The organism is Pseudoalteromonas piscicida (genome assembly GCF_002744175.1).
Classification (GTDB): Bacteria; Pseudomonadota; Gammaproteobacteria; order Enterobacterales; family Alteromonadaceae; genus Pseudoalteromonas; species Pseudoalteromonas piscicida_B.
Map to the genome: position 1 here is coordinate 63,839 of NZ_NKHF01000055.1, position 17,116 is coordinate 80,954.

Here is a 17,116-nt window from a genome sequence, read left to right on the forward strand (position 1 = left end):
CTTGTTAATACAGCTTAAGCAGGGTGTGTGACATAATTATGACAAACACAACGCGCCTGTTGTGTTTGTCATAAAACCATCATGAGTATAGTGCAGGTTTTAGCTTTCTTCTATGTCCACGATCAAATCACTGGTGATTGATTCAAGTGCGTCAATCACATTTTCTTTGACCATACCTGCTGGCAGAGTAACGGTCGCAAATGCACTAAAGATAGGTAGCCCCCAATTTGGTGCGCTACGCTGTTTTGACGTCAAGTGGGTAATGTTCGCTCCCTTGTGACGAATAACGCTGGCAAGCTCTTGCACAATACCTGGCCTATCATTACCTGTAATAATTAAGTTCAATGTATCTGGCTCATCTTGAACCTGTACGTTTTCGCCAGACTCAATTTTGACATCCAAACCTGGTAATGCATGCAGTGCGTCTTGTATTTCCTGCAAGTGTTCTTCAGCAACTTCGATTTGTATGATCCCAGCAAAATGCCCAGCCAAATGACTGAGGTTACTGGTTAGCCAGTTTCCATGGTGAGAAAGAATAGTAGAAGATATTTTCTCGACGAGACCCGGTTGGTCCTTACCTATAAGTGTTAATATTAACTGCTTCATATCATGTCTCTTTTTTTGTGGCGCCCGTAGGCGAAAAAACGAATTCGGCGCATGATTTAGACTAGTCTAAAAACTTACTTTGTCCAGTGTCTAGAAACACTTAATGTAAAGAAATGCAACGAAATTTCAGTGGTTACGCGAGCTTAACAATAAGGACGTTTTTTGAACCAATTAGTTCAATAATTCTGATAATAAAAGTAACCATCAATACCCACAGAAGAATCTGCAATTGTGTCTCATGTGTAACACAACTGTCATCTTGATGAAATATAATGCCCCCAATTTTTAAACCAAAGGGTATATTGATGACTTCCAATCCGCAAAAGCCATCCTTTAAAACGGATAGAAGCCGTCTATTCAAAGACAGGTTTGCACAATTTGGCATTACCTCCGGTGGGGTAATGGTATTAGTCGCACTTTTACTTATCTTCTTCTACTTATTATATGTGGTTCAGCCAATCTTTGAGTCTGCAAAGGTTGAAAAGCGAATGGATATTCAGCTGACACAAGACAGAACCTATATGGGGATAGGCCTTGAAGAGCAAACTGAAATTGCTTATCTGCTTGGTAGCCAAGGAACTGTTGATTACTACCAAATCAAAGGTGAAGATGCCGGTAAACTATTAGACTCTCTTGAAGTAGAGCTTGATGGTAAGGTTACGGCGTTTGCCGAGAGTGCGCCGTTTTTAGGCCAGTACGCTTTTGGCCTTGATAATGGCCAGGTTCAGCTTGTTAAACCCATGTTTACGGTAAGCTTTCCTGGTAACCAACGTGTACTTACTCCGCGTTTGAGTTATCCGCTCAATGCCAAACAACTGATTGTTGATGAACAAGGTCAGGCGATCCGTAAGTTTGCATTTAGCCACTTTGAAGATAAAACCGCGGTGGTCGCACAAACCGCTGACAAACGTGTGATCTTTGCCTCTTATGTTGCAGAAGAGAACATGTTCACAGGTGAAGTTGAGTGGGTAGTTGAACGCACTGAGTTAGACATCGACGGTCGCGTTGATGAACTACTTATTTCTCCAGATACCTCGCGCACTTTTGTTCGTTCAGCAAACCAAGTTTACGTATTTGACACTCGCTACGCTTCTGACGTAGAACGATTCCAGCTACTTGCAGCGAATGAAGAAAATGCCAACTTAGTAGATATGAATCTGTTAGCCGGGGCAAACTCATTGATGCTTGCCAATGACAACGGTGAGGTATCTCAGTGGTTTGAAGTCAACACCGATGACGGACGCCAGTTTGCTAAGATCCGCTCGTTTGAAACACCAAAAAGTAAGCAAGTAAAACTATTCAGTGAATATTATCGTCGTACTTTCTTTACCACCAACGAAAACGGTGAGTTAGGTTTATATTACACCACCAGTGAAGCCCACCTTTGGCAAGGCTCTGTTACTGAAAAAGCAGTACAAAAGTTTGCTGTTGCACCGCGTGCAAATGCTGCTTTGGTTTTGGCTGATGACACGTTAACTGTCGTTGAACTGCACAATGAGCACCCAGAAGTAACTTGGTCTGCATTGTGGCAAGAGGTGTGGTATGAAGGCTATCCTGAGCCAGCTTATACTTGGCAATCGACTTCAGCGAGCGATGATTTTGAATCTAAGTTTTCTTTAGTGCCAATTTCGTTTGGTACTATTAAAGCGGCAATGTATGCCATGCTATTTGCGGTGCCTATTGCACTTGCATCTGCTATCTACACAGCCTACTTCATGTCGAGCGAATTGCGTCGCGTGGTTAAACCAACAGTCGAAATCATGGAAGCACTACCTACGGTGATCTTAGGCTTCTTGGCTGGCCTTTGGTTAGCTCCGCTAATTGAAACGCATTTACCTGCGGTGGTTGCTTTACTGGTGTTATTACCTATCGCAATGATAGCAACAGCATTTGGTTGGACTAAGCTCCCTGCCAAAATTAGACACGTAGTGCCAGAAGGGTGGCATTCAATTTTGCTTATCCCAGTGGTACTGATTGTCGGTTGGATCTCGTTTGCCATGAGCGATGGTATCGAGTCATGGATGTTTGGTGGCAACGTTCGTCAATATTTAACCAACGAGTTAGGATTGACCTTTGACCAACGTAATTCACTGGTTGTGGGTATCGCAATGGGTTTTGCAGTCATTCCAACCATTTTCTCAATTGCTGAAGATGCGGTATTTAGCGTCCCTAAACATCTTTCAAACGGCTCGCTTGCATTAGGTGCAACACAATGGCAAACCTTAGTTCGTGTAGTGTTACTGACAGCAAGTCCAGGTATTTTCTCTGCTGTGATGATGGGCCTTGGTCGTGCCGTTGGTGAAACCATGATTGTATTGATGGCAACGGGTAACACGCCAATTATGGACTGGAGTATCTTCCAAGGTATGCGGACGCTGGCTGCGAATATCGCAGTTGAGATGCCAGAATCAGAAGTGGGCAGTTCTCACTACCGCATTCTATTCCTTGCGGCCTTCGTATTGTTTATTTTTACTTTTGTATTTAACACCGTCGCTGAGTTTGTTCGCCAGCAGCTGCGTGAAAAATACAGTTCAATGTAATTGGAGTGACATGACATGATGAAACAGTGGTTTAAGTCAGGTTCTCCGTGGATCTGGATGACAGGTGGCGCGGTCAGTATTAGTTTGATTTCCGTAATTGGACTACTTGCGATGATCGCGTGGAAAGGACTGAGCTTTTTCTGGCCGTCGCAAGTTGTAGAAATGCAGCTTGACGGATCAGTAGCAAAACAAACCGTGATCGGTGAAATCTATGACCGTGAAATGGTTCCTAAATCGCGCCTTGAAGCAGCCGGATATGATCTGTCTGATTATGACGGGGAGAATGTCGAGCGTTTATTATTAAAAACAGGTAACCGTGAATACGTAGAGTTAGACTTTAGATGGGTATTGTCAACCGACATTCAGAGCCAGTCCAAACCGGCTGACTTAGCAGTATTTGAGCGAAGTAAGAATGGTAATTTCTATGGTTATGTCACACGCGTTTTAGAAGACGGCAAAGTGGTGACAGATCAACCCGTAGAAAAACTCCATGAGTTAGTTGAACGTGCAGTGGACCTTAATGAAGAAGCACTAGACCTGCAAAATAGTGAAATTGGTCATATCAACTACGAGCTTGAGCGTTTACGCTTAAAAGAGAAGTCTTATCAGCTAGATAATGAGCTTACTGATGAAAAGCTAGCTGAGCTGAACGCGCGTCGTGCTGAGCTGCGTGAAGATTACAAAGTATTCGAAAAGCGTTTATTTGAACTAAGAAAGCAAGCAAAGCGCGACCAAGTTGTTGTCCGTGATATGCGTGGTGAAGAAGTAACGCTACCTTTATACCAAGTATTGGATGTATGGTTCCCTAATGACATGGGCTTTTTTGCAAAAGTGGGCCACTACTTAGTGCAAATTAGCAAGTTTGTAAGCGATGACCCTCGTGAAGCGAATACCGAAGGCGGAGTATTCCCAGCTATTTTTGGTACTGTATTCATGGTGATGTTAATGGCTGTGATTGTGACGCCATTTGGTGTGGTTGCAGCAATTTACTTGCACGAGTATGCCGCAAAAAATGCAGTGACTAAGATGATCCGTATCGCGGTAATTAACCTCGCAGGTGTACCATCTATTGTATATGGTGTATTTGGTCTCGGTTTCTTTGTTTACATGCTAGGTGGCTCAATTGATGAATTGTTCTACCCTGAAGCAGCGCCAAGTCCTGTATTTGGTACTCCAGGTGTTATTTGGTCGGCGCTAACGTTGGCAATTTTAACTTTACCTGTGGTTATTGTTTCCACAGAAGAAGGTTTATCTCGTATTCCAAGTTCAGTCCGTCACGGCTCTTTGGCACTTGGCGCAACCAAAGCAGAAACTCTATGGCGCATTATAGTGCCAATGGCTAGTCCGGCAATTATGACTGGCTTGATCCTTGCGGTTGCGCGTGCGGCTGGTGAGGTAGCTCCTCTGATGCTGGTTGGTGTGGTAAAAATGGCACCAACACTACCGTTAGATGGAAACTTCCCCTATATTCATTTGGATCGTAAGTTTATGCACTTAGGATTCCATATTTATGATGTTGGCTTCCAAAGCCCGAATGTTGAAGCTGCTAGACCTTTGGTTTATGCAACCGCGTTCCTATTGGTTACGGTGATTATTGCACTGAATATTACCGCCATCGGTATTCGTAACCACTTACGCGAAAAATTCAGATCGTTAGAGCATTAATAGTAAAGATTTTTAATAGGTAAAAACATGATTACAGTAGCGCCAGAAGTCAATCAAGCAAACGGCAATAACAAGCTTGATTTAGAAAACTTAAGTCCAGAACTCACCGCACTAGAGATCAAAAACCTAGATCTTTACTATGGTGATAAACAAGCCCTTAGCAACGTCAATATGTTGATCCCAAAAGGGCAGGTAACCGCGTTTATCGGTCCATCGGGTTGTGGTAAGTCAACGTTACTACGTTGTATTAACCGCATGAACGACTTGGTTGATAGCTGTCGTATTGAAGGTGAAATCAACCTTCAAGGACAGAACATTTATGATAAGAGCGTAGATGTTGCAGCACTGCGCCGTAACGTAGGCATGGTATTCCAAAGGCCAAACCCATTCCCTAAGTCAATTTATGAGAATGTGGTATATGGACTACGCTTACAGGGGATCAAAGACAAGCGTAAACTTGATGAAGTAGTAGAAAAGTCGCTCCGTGGTGCTGCGTTGTGGGATGAAGTAAAAGATAGACTACACGACAGTGCTTTTGGCTTATCAGGTGGTCAGCAACAGCGTTTGGTAATTGCACGCTCAATTGCCATTGAGCCTGAAGTATTGCTATTGGACGAACCAACATCAGCACTTGACCCTATTTCAACATTAGTTATTGAAGAACTCATTAACGACCTGAAAAACAAGTATACTGTAGTTATCGTTACACATAACATGCAACAAGCTGCACGTGTATCAGACCAAACTGCGTTTATGTATATGGGTGAGTTAATTGAGTATGCAGATACCAATACCTTATTCACCACGCCGTCTAAGAAGAAAACAGAAGACTATATTACAGGTCGTTACGGTTAAGGCGAGCTTGCGAGGAGAATATAATGGAACACAATATTAATAAGCACATTTCTGGCCGCTTTAACGAAGAGCTAGAAAACGTGAGAAATCACGTATTGAGTATGGGTGGCTTGGTTGAGCAGCAGTTAAATACTGCCCTTGATGCGGTTAACCATAACGACGCTGAAAAAGCTAAAAAAGTCAGCCAGAATGACTACAAAGTAAACGCAATGGAAGTCAATATTGACGAAGAGTGTACGCGTATCATCGCTAAGCGTCAGCCAGCGGCCAGTGACTTACGCCTGGTGGTTGCGATTGCAAAAACCATTGCAGATCTTGAGCGTATTGGTGATGAGGCTGAGCGTATCGCGAAAGTGGCACTAGACTCGTTTACCAAAGATCAGCAAGATTTATTGGTCAACATCGATAACATGGGCCGTCAAGTATCACAGATGCTTCACGATGTACTAGATGCATTTGCACGTATGGATGCGCAAAAGGCGTTTGAAGTACACAAAGCGGATGCAAAAGTTGACCGTGAATACGAAGCCGTTACCCGTCAAATTATGACATATATGATGGAAGACCCTCGCTCTATTCCTAAAATTATGGATTTAATTTGGTCTGTGCGTTCATTAGAGCGTATTGGCGATCGCTGTCAGAATATTGCGGAATACGTAATTTATTTTGTAAATGGCAAAGATATTCGCCATACATCTCAAGAAGATATCGCAAAAACCTTGTGATGCTTATCAACTAGTTGCGCGCCTAGAGCGCGCAATTTCATAGTAAGTTCATTTAAACTTGCAATAAAACCGTTCACAACGGCGCTCAATGCTGTAAAATTACTCTTTGCACATGCATACAAATATGATTTAAGGGTCAGTTATGCCTAGTAACGCGTTTTTAGGAGTATTTGCTAAATCTCCTATTAAGCCAATTGAAGAGCATATAAAAATAGTTCATCAAGCCAGTGCGGCTTTGATCCCATTTTTTAACCATGTCTTCAAAGAGGAGTGGGCGGAAGCGGATGCGATTCGCATTGAAATCCGCAACCTTGAGCGTGAAGCAGATGAACTTAAACGTGAAGTGCGTTTACAGTTGCCTCGCGGTCTATTTATGCCAGTAGAACGGACTGACTTACTGGAACTTATTACTCACCAAGATAAGATTGCCAACAAAGCGAAAGATATCGCAGGTCGCGTTATCGGTCGTGAAATGGTTATCCCTGAATCCATTCAAAAAGACTTTCTTGCTTACGTCACTCGTTGTGTTGACGCAACTAAACAAGCTTCAGAAGCGATTAATGAGCTAGATGAATTGCTTGAGACTGGCTTTAAAGGCCGTGAAGTCACTTTAGTTGAAAAAATGCTCGTTGAGTTGATGCGATTGAGCAAGATACCGACGAAATGCAGATTAAAATTCGTCAAGAGTTACGCGCTGTAGAAAGCCAGCTAAATCCAATCGATGCAATGTTTTTATACAAAATCATTGAGTGGGTTGGTGGCCTTGCTGATATTGCAGAGCGCGTTGGTTCACGTCTTGAGCTGATGTTAGCTCGTTAATAAAAATCGATCTTTTAAAATAAAGTAAGGTTTCTTATGGATATCATTGCATCCTACGGCACAGTATTGGTTTTAATTGCCGCAGCAGTTGGTTTCTTTATGGCTTATGGTATTGGCGCAAACGATGTTGCGAATGCTATGGGTACTTCAGTAGGCTCAAAAGCGCTTACTATTAAACAAGCAATTATTATTGCTATGATCTTTGAATTCGCCGGTGCTTATCTTGCAGGTGGTGAGGTAACCTCAACAATCCGTAAAGGGATTATTGATTCAACGCCTTTTCTAGATATTCCTGAATTAATGATATTAGGGATGATCGCGGCTCTTTTTGCTGCGGGCGCGTGGTTATTGCTAGCTTCTATGCTGGGATGGCCGGTATCGACTACACACTCAATCATCGGTGCTATCATTGGTTTTGCATTAGTTGCTGTTGGCAGCGAAGCTATCCAGTGGGGTAAGGTTGCTGGTATTGTGGGTAGTTGGATTGTGACCCCAGCTATTTCAGGTTTTATCGCCTATCTTATCTTTATGAGTGCCCAAAAGCTGATTTTTGACACCAATAAGCCATTAGAAAATGCCAAGCGCTTTGTACCGATCTACATGGGCCTAGCAGGTTTTGTGATGTCATTGGTGACGATTAAAAAAGGCCTGAAGCACATAGGTATTCAGATGGGCACCTTTGAAGGTTTTGCACTGGCCATTGGTATTGCGGTTATCATTGCTATCATCGGTAAGATTGCTATCGCTAAACTAAAAATGGACCCAAATGCAGACAAGCAAATGCAGTTCAACAACGTTGAGAAAGTGTTTGCTATCTTAATGGTGCTAACTGCATGTTGTATGGCATTTGCCCATGGTTCAAATGACGTTGCAAATGCAATCGGTCCACTAGCTGCGGTAGTAAACATTGTAGAAAATGATGGTGAGATTGCGAAGAAAGCAGCACTTGCTTGGTGGATCCTACCGCTAGGTGGTTTAGGTATTGTTGCTGGTCTGGCAATTCTTGGTAAGAAGGTGATTAAAACAATCGGTGAAGGTATTACCCATTTAACTCCTAGCCGAGGTTTTGCTGCTGAACTTGCAGCCGCTTCAACAGTAGTTATTGCATCAGGTACAGGTCTACCAATCTCGACAACTCAAACCTTAGTGGGTGCGGTGCTAGGTGTAGGTATGGCACGTGGTATAGCGGCATTAAACTTAAGTGTTATCCGTAACATTGTAGTTTCTTGGGTAATTACGTTGCCAGTTGGTGCTGCCCTTGCTATTGTTATATTCTACATTTTGAGATTAGTGTTTGGCGTTTAGAAATAAACCACACCTTTTCAAAAAGACAGACTTTTAGCTTGAAAAGATCTCAACACCTTTGGTGTTGGGGTCTTTTTATTTGTGCTGTTGAAAATTAAGAGTAAAGCTTGTGACGAATTTACCTAGTATCAAACAACTACAATACCTGCTTGCGGTGCATCAGCACCAACATTTTGGTCGTGCAGCTGAAGCCTGCTTTATTGGTCAATCGACATTGAGTAGCGCGATACAAAACTTAGAGGAAACATTAGGCTGTCAGCTTATTGAACGAGAAAATCGTAGCTTAATGTTTACCGATATCGGTGAGGAAGTGGTTGAGCGAGCACGGAAGATAATCGACGACACCATGAGTGTAAAAGAGCTTACCAAGAGTTATAAAAACCCGCTATCTGGCAAGCTTACGCTTGGGATCATTCCCACCGTCGCGAGCTTTATCGCTGCACCGCTCTATCAAGCTTGTAAAAAAGAGTTCGAAGCGCTTAATCTGGTGTTAGTTGAAGATACCAGTGATAATTTGCTAGATAAACTCGAGCATGGTCACATTGATATGGCCATGCTGGCCTTACCATATCGAACAGATAAGTTTCATACACAGGTGTTAGCAAAAGACCACTTTAGTTTGGTTCGCCATCAAGACTACAGCGTACCAGAGCCAATAGAAGACTTTAATTTGCTACCTGAACAGAGCGTATTCTTACTAGAGAAAGAGCACTGTATGACGGGGCATGCGCTGAGTGCTTGCCATTTAAATCGGAATGCTTGTATCAACCCATTTGAAGCCGCCAACCTGCATACCTTACTGAGCATGGTAGAGTATAAAAACGGTGTGACTTTTTTACCTCAAATGGCAATTAATGCCGGCATTTTGGAAGGCAAGCCTTTGGTTGCTATGCCACCACAAGACCATGCATATCGCGAGATAGGGTTGATTTGGCGTCGTACAACCGGTCGAATAAGAGACTTTAGACTGTTTAGCGAGTTTGCTAAAACTGAAATCCAAGCATATTGTGATGAACAGCTAGATTGACCCTGAAAAAATGTTATATTAATCTTGTGTTTCTTTTTTGTTATTTTAAAGGATTAAAGAAATGCAAAACATCAAAACCAGCTGTTTTGGGGCTTTATTTATTTTGGCCTCTGGCGTGTTATCACCGGTGGCTCAAGCGGTTGAAGCACCTAAAAATTTAATGGAATTCTGGGAAAACTCAGCTCAGCAGGCAAAGATGCCGCTTGAGCATTATTTGAAAGCGAGTCAAGAGTTTGAACGCTTACTAAGTGGCTCGAATCCCGCAAAGTTAACGCCTTTGACTGAAACTCCAGAATATAAAGATGCCATTGTCTATGTGAGTAATGGCATTGCTATGCCAAAAGAGTTAGAACATAAACTTATCTCACGGCTCAATCAGCAAGAACAAGAGTTTGCTACTGCACTGGGTATACCTAGCGGTGAATTAAATGGTTTTCTCTCCGTATATGGTGAGTTGAGTTTGTTAGCCCGTGGAGAAATTACAACACTTGATGATAAGAAGCTCCGGCGTGTGGTCGTAAACTGCGCTGAAGATAACTGTAATTCCGGAAGCTTTGGCTCAGGTGGTTGGGCTGGATATAGCATATATATTAGCTCGCAGGCATCTAATATGGGTATTCCGTATTACAGTGATTTTTCTGTGCAATTTATCAACCGAAATAGTGGTAATGTGATTAGACACGATGTTTGGCAATACAGTCCATTTAATGCTTGGAGAGATCGAGACTACTGTGATGGATGTAAGGACGATGACAGATAAGGAGCTCTAACCTAGCCCTTCGTGCCGGCTCAACAACCATACCTTGGAGCTGGCACCCAACTCCTCCGCTTTACTGAATATTTGTTTATATAATTTCACAGCAGCCAACTATTGCTAATTTTTTTAATTTTAACCCCAACTTTTTTTGCTCTGACTACGATTAATAAATAAAAGAACCCATGAGTGAGCTGCGTGTTTTTTAATACCGAAAAACAACTTATAAAAAGAGCACTGCAAGGCAACGAAGGCGCTTGGTCTAGATTATGTGCTCAGCATCATAGCCGGGTTTACAATCAGTGTCTGAGACTCGTTGGTAACCCACAGGACGCGCTTGATATTGCGCAAGAGGTTTTTGTTAGCATGTATCGTAATCTGCATACCTTTAACGGAGATGCTAAGTTTTCGACTTGGGTATTTAAAATTACCCATGCAAGGATTGTTGATCACATGCGTAAGCACAAGTTTGAATCGATTGAAAGCAAAGAGCCTGAAGCGCATCAACAAGGGCCTGACGTGACGATAGTGCAGCAACAAAGTAATCAGGAGGTATATACCGCCTTGAAGCAATTACCATTTGAGCAGCGGATTGTTGTTGAGCTAAAATTTTTTCAACATTACACCTTTGAAGAGATTGCAGTACAACTCGAGTTATCTAGTAATACGGTTAAAGCACGTTTATATAGTGCGTTAGGTAAAATGAAAGGGCAGCTAGAGGTGCAAAATCATGGCTAAATTAGATGTCTTATTTGAAAAGTGGTTAGAGGGTAACAGGCTGTCAGAAGCTGAACTGGCACAGCTACAGGCGAACGCTGAATATCTAGAAATGATGGAGGCTGCAACGCAATGGCAGCAGCATGCCAAAAACTATGAAGTACAAACGCCACCAGCACAGCTTGCGCATCAACACCGTGCGCGCGTTTGGTCGCTTGCTGCAGTTGCGGCTTGGTTAGTGGTAGGTCTTGGAGTTTCAGGCTTGTGGCTGCAAAACTTAGGGTTGCACCAGCAACTTACCGTACAGCAGACACAATTAGCGCAGCAGCAAAGTGCAATTCAAAGTATGTTAGATAAGCTGGATGACACAAAGCCCATAGACCAAACAACTCTAGTTCAGTTAGCCACGCAAGTTGTGGAGCAAAACCGTAAAGAACGCAGTTTAGCGATGAACAACCTAGTGGATTTAATCCAAGCCCAGCGAGCGCAAGATCAAGCCCTACTCAGGCTGCAACTGAACGAGCTTGCAGAGCAAGTAGAGCAAACCCCTTCACAGAATTTAGCCCAGTATCGAGGTAACCCATGAAAATAACAACACTTTGTTTTGGCACTATTGCAGCAATTACGTCTAGTCTTGTTCACGGGCAAGTACCAAATGACGAGCTCAAGCGTGAAGTTGCCATCTTTGAACGCGTACTAGTCAGTGCATTACAACATGATACACAAGATCAAGTGCGCAGCGTATCAGGCTACTACTTAAAAGATCAGGGGGCGGTTTTTGAATTGTCTTTAAAACGCCGTCATCGTCTGGAATGGTTATCGCATCTTGATGACTTTGATGATGTTGCAGCCATTGGTGAATTTGAGCTACCTAAGTTTGATGTAGACATTGCCGAGGTTGAATTTGCCGAGCCTATCGCTGAAGCATTCTCACACGCATACTCAGAAGCGGCAGAAAAGGTCAAAGCCGGTGCTGAAAAGGTGCGTGAAGCCGTGGAGCAGGAAAGAGAAAATAGGATCCGATTAAGAGAACTTGAGCGTCAAAAAGCGGAATTAGAATTTGCTAAAACACACGAAAGTAACCAACAGGCTGATGAATTAACTGAATCATTAAAAGAAGTTGAGAAGCGTATACAGAAGCTCTCACTCAAAGAGTCAGAGTTGAAGGAACTAAAAGATAAGCTTAAAGCCAGCCTTGAGGCTTCAAGAGCGAAACGACAAAAAGATCAAGCGCTGAAGCAGCAAGCCCTTGAAAAAAGCTTAACAACCAGTTTAGCGAGAAGCTTGTGTGATTATGGCGCGGGGCTTAGAAGTCTACCTGAAGATGAACACATTAGTTTTATTTACAGCGGGCTAAGTGGGCAAAAAGAAAAGCAGATTTTTGTGTATCCAAAGGCTTTAGTGCAACAGTGCGTAACAGGAAAGAAGACGGCTAAAGAGTTAAGAGAAGCGGCAGTCAGCTATCGCTTTTAGCACGCAGGCGAACGCTGTCTCGTTTTATACCAAATGTATTAAATAAATGAGCTATTTCATCCTTCAAATTGATTAGAGAATTAATTCAATTGATATTAGCTACAAAAAACAGCATGCGCCGACGGTGACATGCTGTTTTTTTACAACGGAAAGCGTTACGCTTGCTCGATGTTTTTCGCAGTTGTTAGATTGGGCAAGAAAAGTAAGTAAACCCAAACCACTAAGTTAAAGTAAGGGAGTAACCCTAGCCCTGTGAACAACTTTACCGGATATCCTTTTGCACTAGCATAACGGTAACATTGAAAGGCAATAACTAAGTTTGCAAGTATTAAAAACAGTGATAGTGACAGCATAATTTACCCCTTGAAGTCCATAGCAAGATGTAACACATTCCATTGAATGTCTGCAAAATTAAAGTGTTACCTTAAAAATTGATGACATTTTAAACTGGTATCTTTAATTATAGTGGACTTTGCAAGAAGTAAAAGTAACCTATAGTATAAAGTTGTTACTGCGCTGTTTTTAGGGATAAAATAGTTTCAAGGTTATTTCCAAGCTGCTCTATCGGTAGCGGCCTGGAAATAAAGTAGCCTTGTCCATAGTCCACTCCGATTTCTTTAAGTTGTTGAAATATATCCTTGTTCTCTACATATTCAGCAACAGAACACTTGTCCAATGAATGACTAATATCGTTGACTGCTTTGACCAAGGCTAAGTCAATCGGGTCATTGAGCATGTCTCTGACGAACGAACCATCTATCTTCACATGCTGTGCAGGGAGCTGTTTTAGGTAACTAAATGTGCTAAACCCTGTCCCGAAATCATCAATAGCAAAATGGCAACCCAAATCATTCAAGCTCTTGATCATGGATTGGGTGGCGTTCAAATTATTAATGCTTGCTGACTCTGTGATCTCAAATATCACACGATTTGCACTGACTTGATATTCTTTCAAACAGGCTTGAATATGCGGTTGTAATCTTTCATCTAAAAATGAATGGGCCGACAAGTTAATGGCAACCTGACTGAGTATTTCATATTCCGACAGAGCTTTGATTGCAGCTCTGATCACGCATTGATCCATTAAAAAGGTATCATTTAGCAGCTCAAGTGCGGGAATAAACTGATTTGGATAAATCGTTTCACCATTAATTTTTAATCTCAGCAGTGCTTCGTAATAGGCAATGTGCTCCTTTTTGAAATCCCAAATCGGTTGATAGTGTAACTCTATACTGTCGTTTTGGAGTGCTTGGCGAACACTGTGTCCCCATTCTAACCCAATTTGTAATGTTTGGTTTTGTTCATCTTCTTTGTTGTAACAGTGCACTAGGTTGCGACCTAGATTTTTCGCAATGTAGAGGGCAATATCGGCCTGTTTTAAACATTCATTTGGATCGGCATTGTCTCGAGTAATTTGAGTTAAGCCTATTGAGCAGCTGATGGAGTAGGCATTATCTTCAAAGTGAAACTTATGTTCCTCAATTGCCATACAGATACTCTCCGCACAAATATGTGCGTCCAGTAAGTTGGTATGCTTAAGTAACACCGCAAACTCATCGCCGCCGATACGAAAAGTCAGATGTTCCTCGCCAATCTTTTCGTTAAAAAGATCAGAAACTTCTTTAAGAACAATGTCACCTTGCTGGTGCCCTTTGCTATCGTTGATGATCTTAAAGTGATCCAAATCGATATAAATTAGCGCATGCTCTATATCTTCCGCTGATTTCACTTCGGTACAAAGCTGGTTCAACTGTTGGTCAAAGTAGTAACGATTATGCAAGCCCGTTAGCGTGTCATGCAGCGCGAGATGCCTGAGCTGCAATTCCGCTTGTTTGCGTTCATGAATGTTATCTAGCGTTGCGGTAATAGCGACTGAGCTGGAGGTATTTTTAATGAGTTGTAGGCGACATTCAACCCATACTAAATGGCCATTTTTGTGACTCAGCTGCAACTCAACTTGGGCATGTTGTCGTGTGCCAGTTTGCAATTCGTTGAAGACTTTTTCCAGCGTGAAAAGGTCTTCTTTGGCGATGTAATCTCTGAGTCGTGTATGTAAGCTTGATTTTATGCCAAAGCCCGAGAGGTATTCCCATGCTGGGTTAATAAAGCGAATTTCTCCTTCTAGATCCAGCTCAACAACCACTGTCCTGAGGTGAAGTAAAATCCGTTGGTGCGCCGAAAAAAGGTCTTTATAGCGGTTTTCACTGCGACTGAGTTGCTCTACTTTGTTAGCAAACTCGGCATAGCTCACCATAAAATCTTCACGACGAGCTGCATGGTCGCAAACCTTACTTAAGAAGGGCATATCGTAGGGAGCTCGGACAAAGTCCGTTACGCCAAGCAACAGAAGCTGTTCCGCATGATCGGCATCACGTTTATCTATGATGGTTACAATGGCTTGGCTAGGCTTGTGTTTGAGAATGCTTTCGACTAGCGCTTCTGCGGAACCTGAAAGGTTTGCTGTAGTGTCCATCAACACAATAGCGTAATTATCCTGTAAAAACAGTGACAGCGCGCAGGTAGCAGAATTTACATGGGTACAAACGAAGTTATGTGAGAGGTGCTCACAAATTTTTTCTGCCTGAGCTTGGTTAGGTTCTAATAGCAATAACTTTAGACGGCTACTTTTATCCAGATGAGTAGATAGTACGTTTGCCAAAATCTGTGGCAGCATATCTTGGCGTTCAAATGGTAATACTGCATCGATACTGTAACTGCGCGCCGTGGTCTCGGCAATTCGTTCACAATACGTTGGGGGAATGAGCACAATGGGCGTATTTTTAGGCGTTGCAAGTAAACCAGAGCGTATCATGCGAGAGAAACGCCAACCGTCAATTTTACCAACATCAAGCCCAGTAATCACCAGATCAACAGCTTGTGTTTTTAATAGGCTTAATGCATCTTGTGAGTCTGACTTGGCAATAATAGTAAAGACATCTAGTGCACTGAGTGTTTTGGTTAGGGCTTGGCGCTCGTGCGCACTGGCGTTAACAATAAGCAACGTTAGTTGTCTAGACACAATAAAAAAACCTCACCAGATACAGCCACACCATGACACATTTGATTTTGGAACTTGCGCAAAAAGCGATAAGTTATTGTTTAAACTTAAAGAATAAAGAACGTACTAGATTAAGGTGTTCATCGTTTTAAAATTTACATGATGATCACGTTTTCAGACCCGCTAGGTTAAAGGTATTTACGCAAGGTTACAAGCACTTGATTTCGCCAAAACACCGCACTAGACTTGGCGCACTTTTAGAAATGAGGCCTTTCCATGCGCGTAGCAGACTTTAGTTTTGATCTTCCTGATGAGTTGATTGCCAGACACCCTATGAAGGAGCGTTCTAGTAGTCGTCTTCTTACTCTAAATGGCAACAGTGGTGAAATTGAGCATAAAGTATTTAAAGATATTCTAGCGCTGATCAACCCGGAAGATTTAATCATCTTTAACAACACTAAAGTGATCCCTGCACGTATGTTTGGCCAAAAAGCCAGCGGTGGTAAACTGGAAGTGTTGGTCGAGCGTGTGGTTGATGCTCATACGGTACTGGCACATATTAGAGCGAGTAAATCGCCAAAGGCTGGGACTAAAATTGAACTTGAAGGTCAAGCGACCGCAGAAATGGTGCAGCGTCATGGAGAACTCTTTGAACTGAAGTTTGATGGCGACGAAAATGTATTGGCTATTTTAGATAAGATAGGCCATATGCCACTGCCGCCTTATATTGATCGTCCCGACGATGAGGAAGACAAAGAGCGTTATCAAACTGTGTATGGTGAAAAACCTGGAGCAGTTGCGGCGCCGACAGCTGGTCTACACTTTGACGATGACTTGATGGCAAAGCTAAAAGACAAAGGCGTTGAAATGGCTTTTGTTACGTTGCACGTTGGCGCTGGTACTTTTCAGCCGGTACGAGTTGATTCTGTAGAAGAGCACGTCATGCACTCTGAGTACATTGAAGTCTCAGACGAAGTTGTGCAAGCGGTTAACGCAGCTAAAGCCAGAGGCGGACGAGTGATAGCCGTAGGCACTACGTCTGTACGTTCACTTGAGTCAGCAGCTAAAGCAAATGGTGGCGAAATCGCACCACTATACGGCGATACCGATATTTTCATTTATCCAGGTTATCAATTTAATGTGGTTGATGCGATGGTCACTAACTTCCATTTACCAGAGTCTACATTAATTATGTTAGTGAGTGCCTTTGCAGGGCAGGAGCATATTATGAATGCGTACAAAACCGCGATAGAACAAAAATATCGCTTCTTTAGCTACGGTGATGCGATGTTCTTGCAAAAACAAGATAAGTAACTCACACCATACAACGATTAAAGTGCCCAGTATTGCTGGGCATTTTGCGTTTTATAGCTGTAAAGTTGTAGGCTCGATATGGACTTTGTGTTTTTTATCCCAATATTATACCAATTAGTCTTAACGCTTGCTCAATTTGAAGGAGTAAATCTGACGCTAACTGCGTTAAAAATTTCTTATTTAGAGCAACTAAATATCAAAATTTTTGCCTTGTTATCGACAAGATTTTCTCGCCTCAAAATAGAACACTTAATTAAGATAATTGGTATTAGAATTGCGCTGGTAATCTTGGTAGAATCGAAAGATCACTGCCCTAAG

14 protein-coding genes and 1 pseudogene are annotated in these 17,116 nt (G+C 42.4%); 12 read left to right on the forward strand and 3 right to left on the reverse strand.

The window, feature by feature from the left end; genetic code table 11:
- Positions 1-99: 99 nt before the first annotated feature.
- Positions 100-606: a glycine cleavage system protein R gene (locus tag CEX98_RS12425; protein ID WP_099642381.1), complete on the reverse strand. Its 507-nt coding sequence runs from the start codon at positions 604-606 to the stop codon at positions 100-102.
- Positions 607-911: 305 nt separating this feature from the next.
- On the opposite strand from CEX98_RS12425, the gene CEX98_RS12435 reads away from it, so the two are divergent.
- The 11 genes and pseudogenes from CEX98_RS12435 (at position 912) to CEX98_RS12485 (ending at position 12,486) form a co-directional block, all read left to right on the forward strand.
- On the forward strand, positions 912-3,146 hold the full coding sequence (locus CEX98_RS12435; protein WP_099642383.1) for an ABC transporter permease subunit: 2,235 nt from the start codon (positions 912-914) through the stop codon (positions 3,144-3,146).
- Between the two features lie 15 nt (positions 3,147-3,161).
- Positions 3,162-4,811 carry a phosphate ABC transporter permease PstA gene (gene pstA / locus CEX98_RS12440; RefSeq protein WP_099642384.1) on the forward strand — a complete coding sequence of 550 codons (1,650 nt, stop codon included), beginning with the start codon at positions 3,162-3,164 and terminating at the stop codon, positions 4,809-4,811.
- Between the two features lie 27 nt (positions 4,812-4,838).
- A complete protein-coding gene (gene pstB / locus CEX98_RS12445) occupies positions 4,839-5,666 on the forward strand; it encodes a phosphate ABC transporter ATP-binding protein PstB (RefSeq protein ID WP_099642385.1) in 828 nt (275 codons plus the stop codon).
- 23 nt (positions 5,667-5,689) lie between these two features.
- The gene (gene phoU, locus CEX98_RS12450) at positions 5,690-6,391 is read left to right on the forward strand and encodes a phosphate signaling complex protein PhoU (protein ID WP_010607158.1); all 702 of its coding nucleotides are present in this window, start codon (positions 5,690-5,692) and stop codon (positions 6,389-6,391) included.
- A 142-nt stretch (positions 6,392-6,533) separates the two neighbouring features.
- Positions 6,534-7,210, forward strand: a pseudogene (locus tag CEX98_RS12455) (TIGR00153 family protein).
- A 36-nt stretch (positions 7,211-7,246) separates the two neighbouring features.
- A complete protein-coding gene (locus CEX98_RS12460; RefSeq protein ID WP_099642386.1) occupies positions 7,247-8,515 on the forward strand; it encodes an inorganic phosphate transporter in 1,269 nt (422 codons plus the stop codon).
- Positions 8,516-8,624: 109 nt separating this feature from the next.
- A complete protein-coding gene (locus tag CEX98_RS12465) occupies positions 8,625-9,542 on the forward strand; it encodes a hydrogen peroxide-inducible genes activator (RefSeq protein WP_099642387.1) in 918 nt (305 codons plus the stop codon).
- Positions 9,543-9,603: 61 nt separating this feature from the next.
- Positions 9,604-10,302 (forward strand): hypothetical protein, encoded by a 699-nt coding sequence (locus tag CEX98_RS12470; RefSeq protein ID WP_099642388.1) that lies wholly within the window; start codon positions 9,604-9,606, stop codon positions 10,300-10,302.
- Positions 10,303-10,485: 183 nt separating this feature from the next.
- A complete protein-coding gene (locus CEX98_RS12475; RefSeq protein ID WP_242441694.1) occupies positions 10,486-11,034 on the forward strand; it encodes an RNA polymerase sigma factor in 549 nt (182 codons plus the stop codon).
- Positions 11,027-11,599 (forward strand): hypothetical protein, encoded by a 573-nt coding sequence (locus tag CEX98_RS12480; RefSeq protein WP_099642389.1) that lies wholly within the window; start codon positions 11,027-11,029, stop codon positions 11,597-11,599. Before CEX98_RS12475 ends, CEX98_RS12480 begins: the two co-directional genes overlap by 8 nt.
- On the forward strand, positions 11,596-12,486 hold the full coding sequence (locus CEX98_RS12485; RefSeq protein ID WP_099642390.1) for a hypothetical protein: 891 nt from the start codon (positions 11,596-11,598) through the stop codon (positions 12,484-12,486). The genes CEX98_RS12480 and CEX98_RS12485 overlap by 4 nt, the downstream gene beginning before the upstream one ends.
- A 155-nt stretch (positions 12,487-12,641) precedes the next feature.
- Here CEX98_RS12485 and CEX98_RS12490 read toward each other — a convergent pair whose 3' ends face one another.
- Both CEX98_RS12490 and CEX98_RS12495 read right to left on the reverse strand, forming a co-directional pair.
- Positions 12,642-12,839, reverse strand: a complete 198-nt coding sequence (locus tag CEX98_RS12490; RefSeq protein WP_099642391.1) for a hypothetical protein — start codon at positions 12,837-12,839, stop codon at positions 12,642-12,644.
- A 155-nt stretch (positions 12,840-12,994) separates the two neighbouring features.
- Positions 12,995-15,505: a two-component system response regulator gene (locus tag CEX98_RS12495; protein ID WP_099642392.1), complete on the reverse strand. Its 2,511-nt coding sequence runs from the start codon at positions 15,503-15,505 to the stop codon at positions 12,995-12,997.
- A 255-nt stretch (positions 15,506-15,760) separates the two neighbouring features.
- On the opposite strand from CEX98_RS12495, the gene queA reads away from it, so the two are divergent.
- On the forward strand, positions 15,761-16,798 hold the full coding sequence (queA, locus tag CEX98_RS12500) for a tRNA preQ1(34) S-adenosylmethionine ribosyltransferase-isomerase QueA (protein WP_099642393.1): 1,038 nt from the start codon (positions 15,761-15,763) through the stop codon (positions 16,796-16,798).
- The last annotated feature ends 318 nt before the right edge of the window (positions 16,799-17,116 follow it).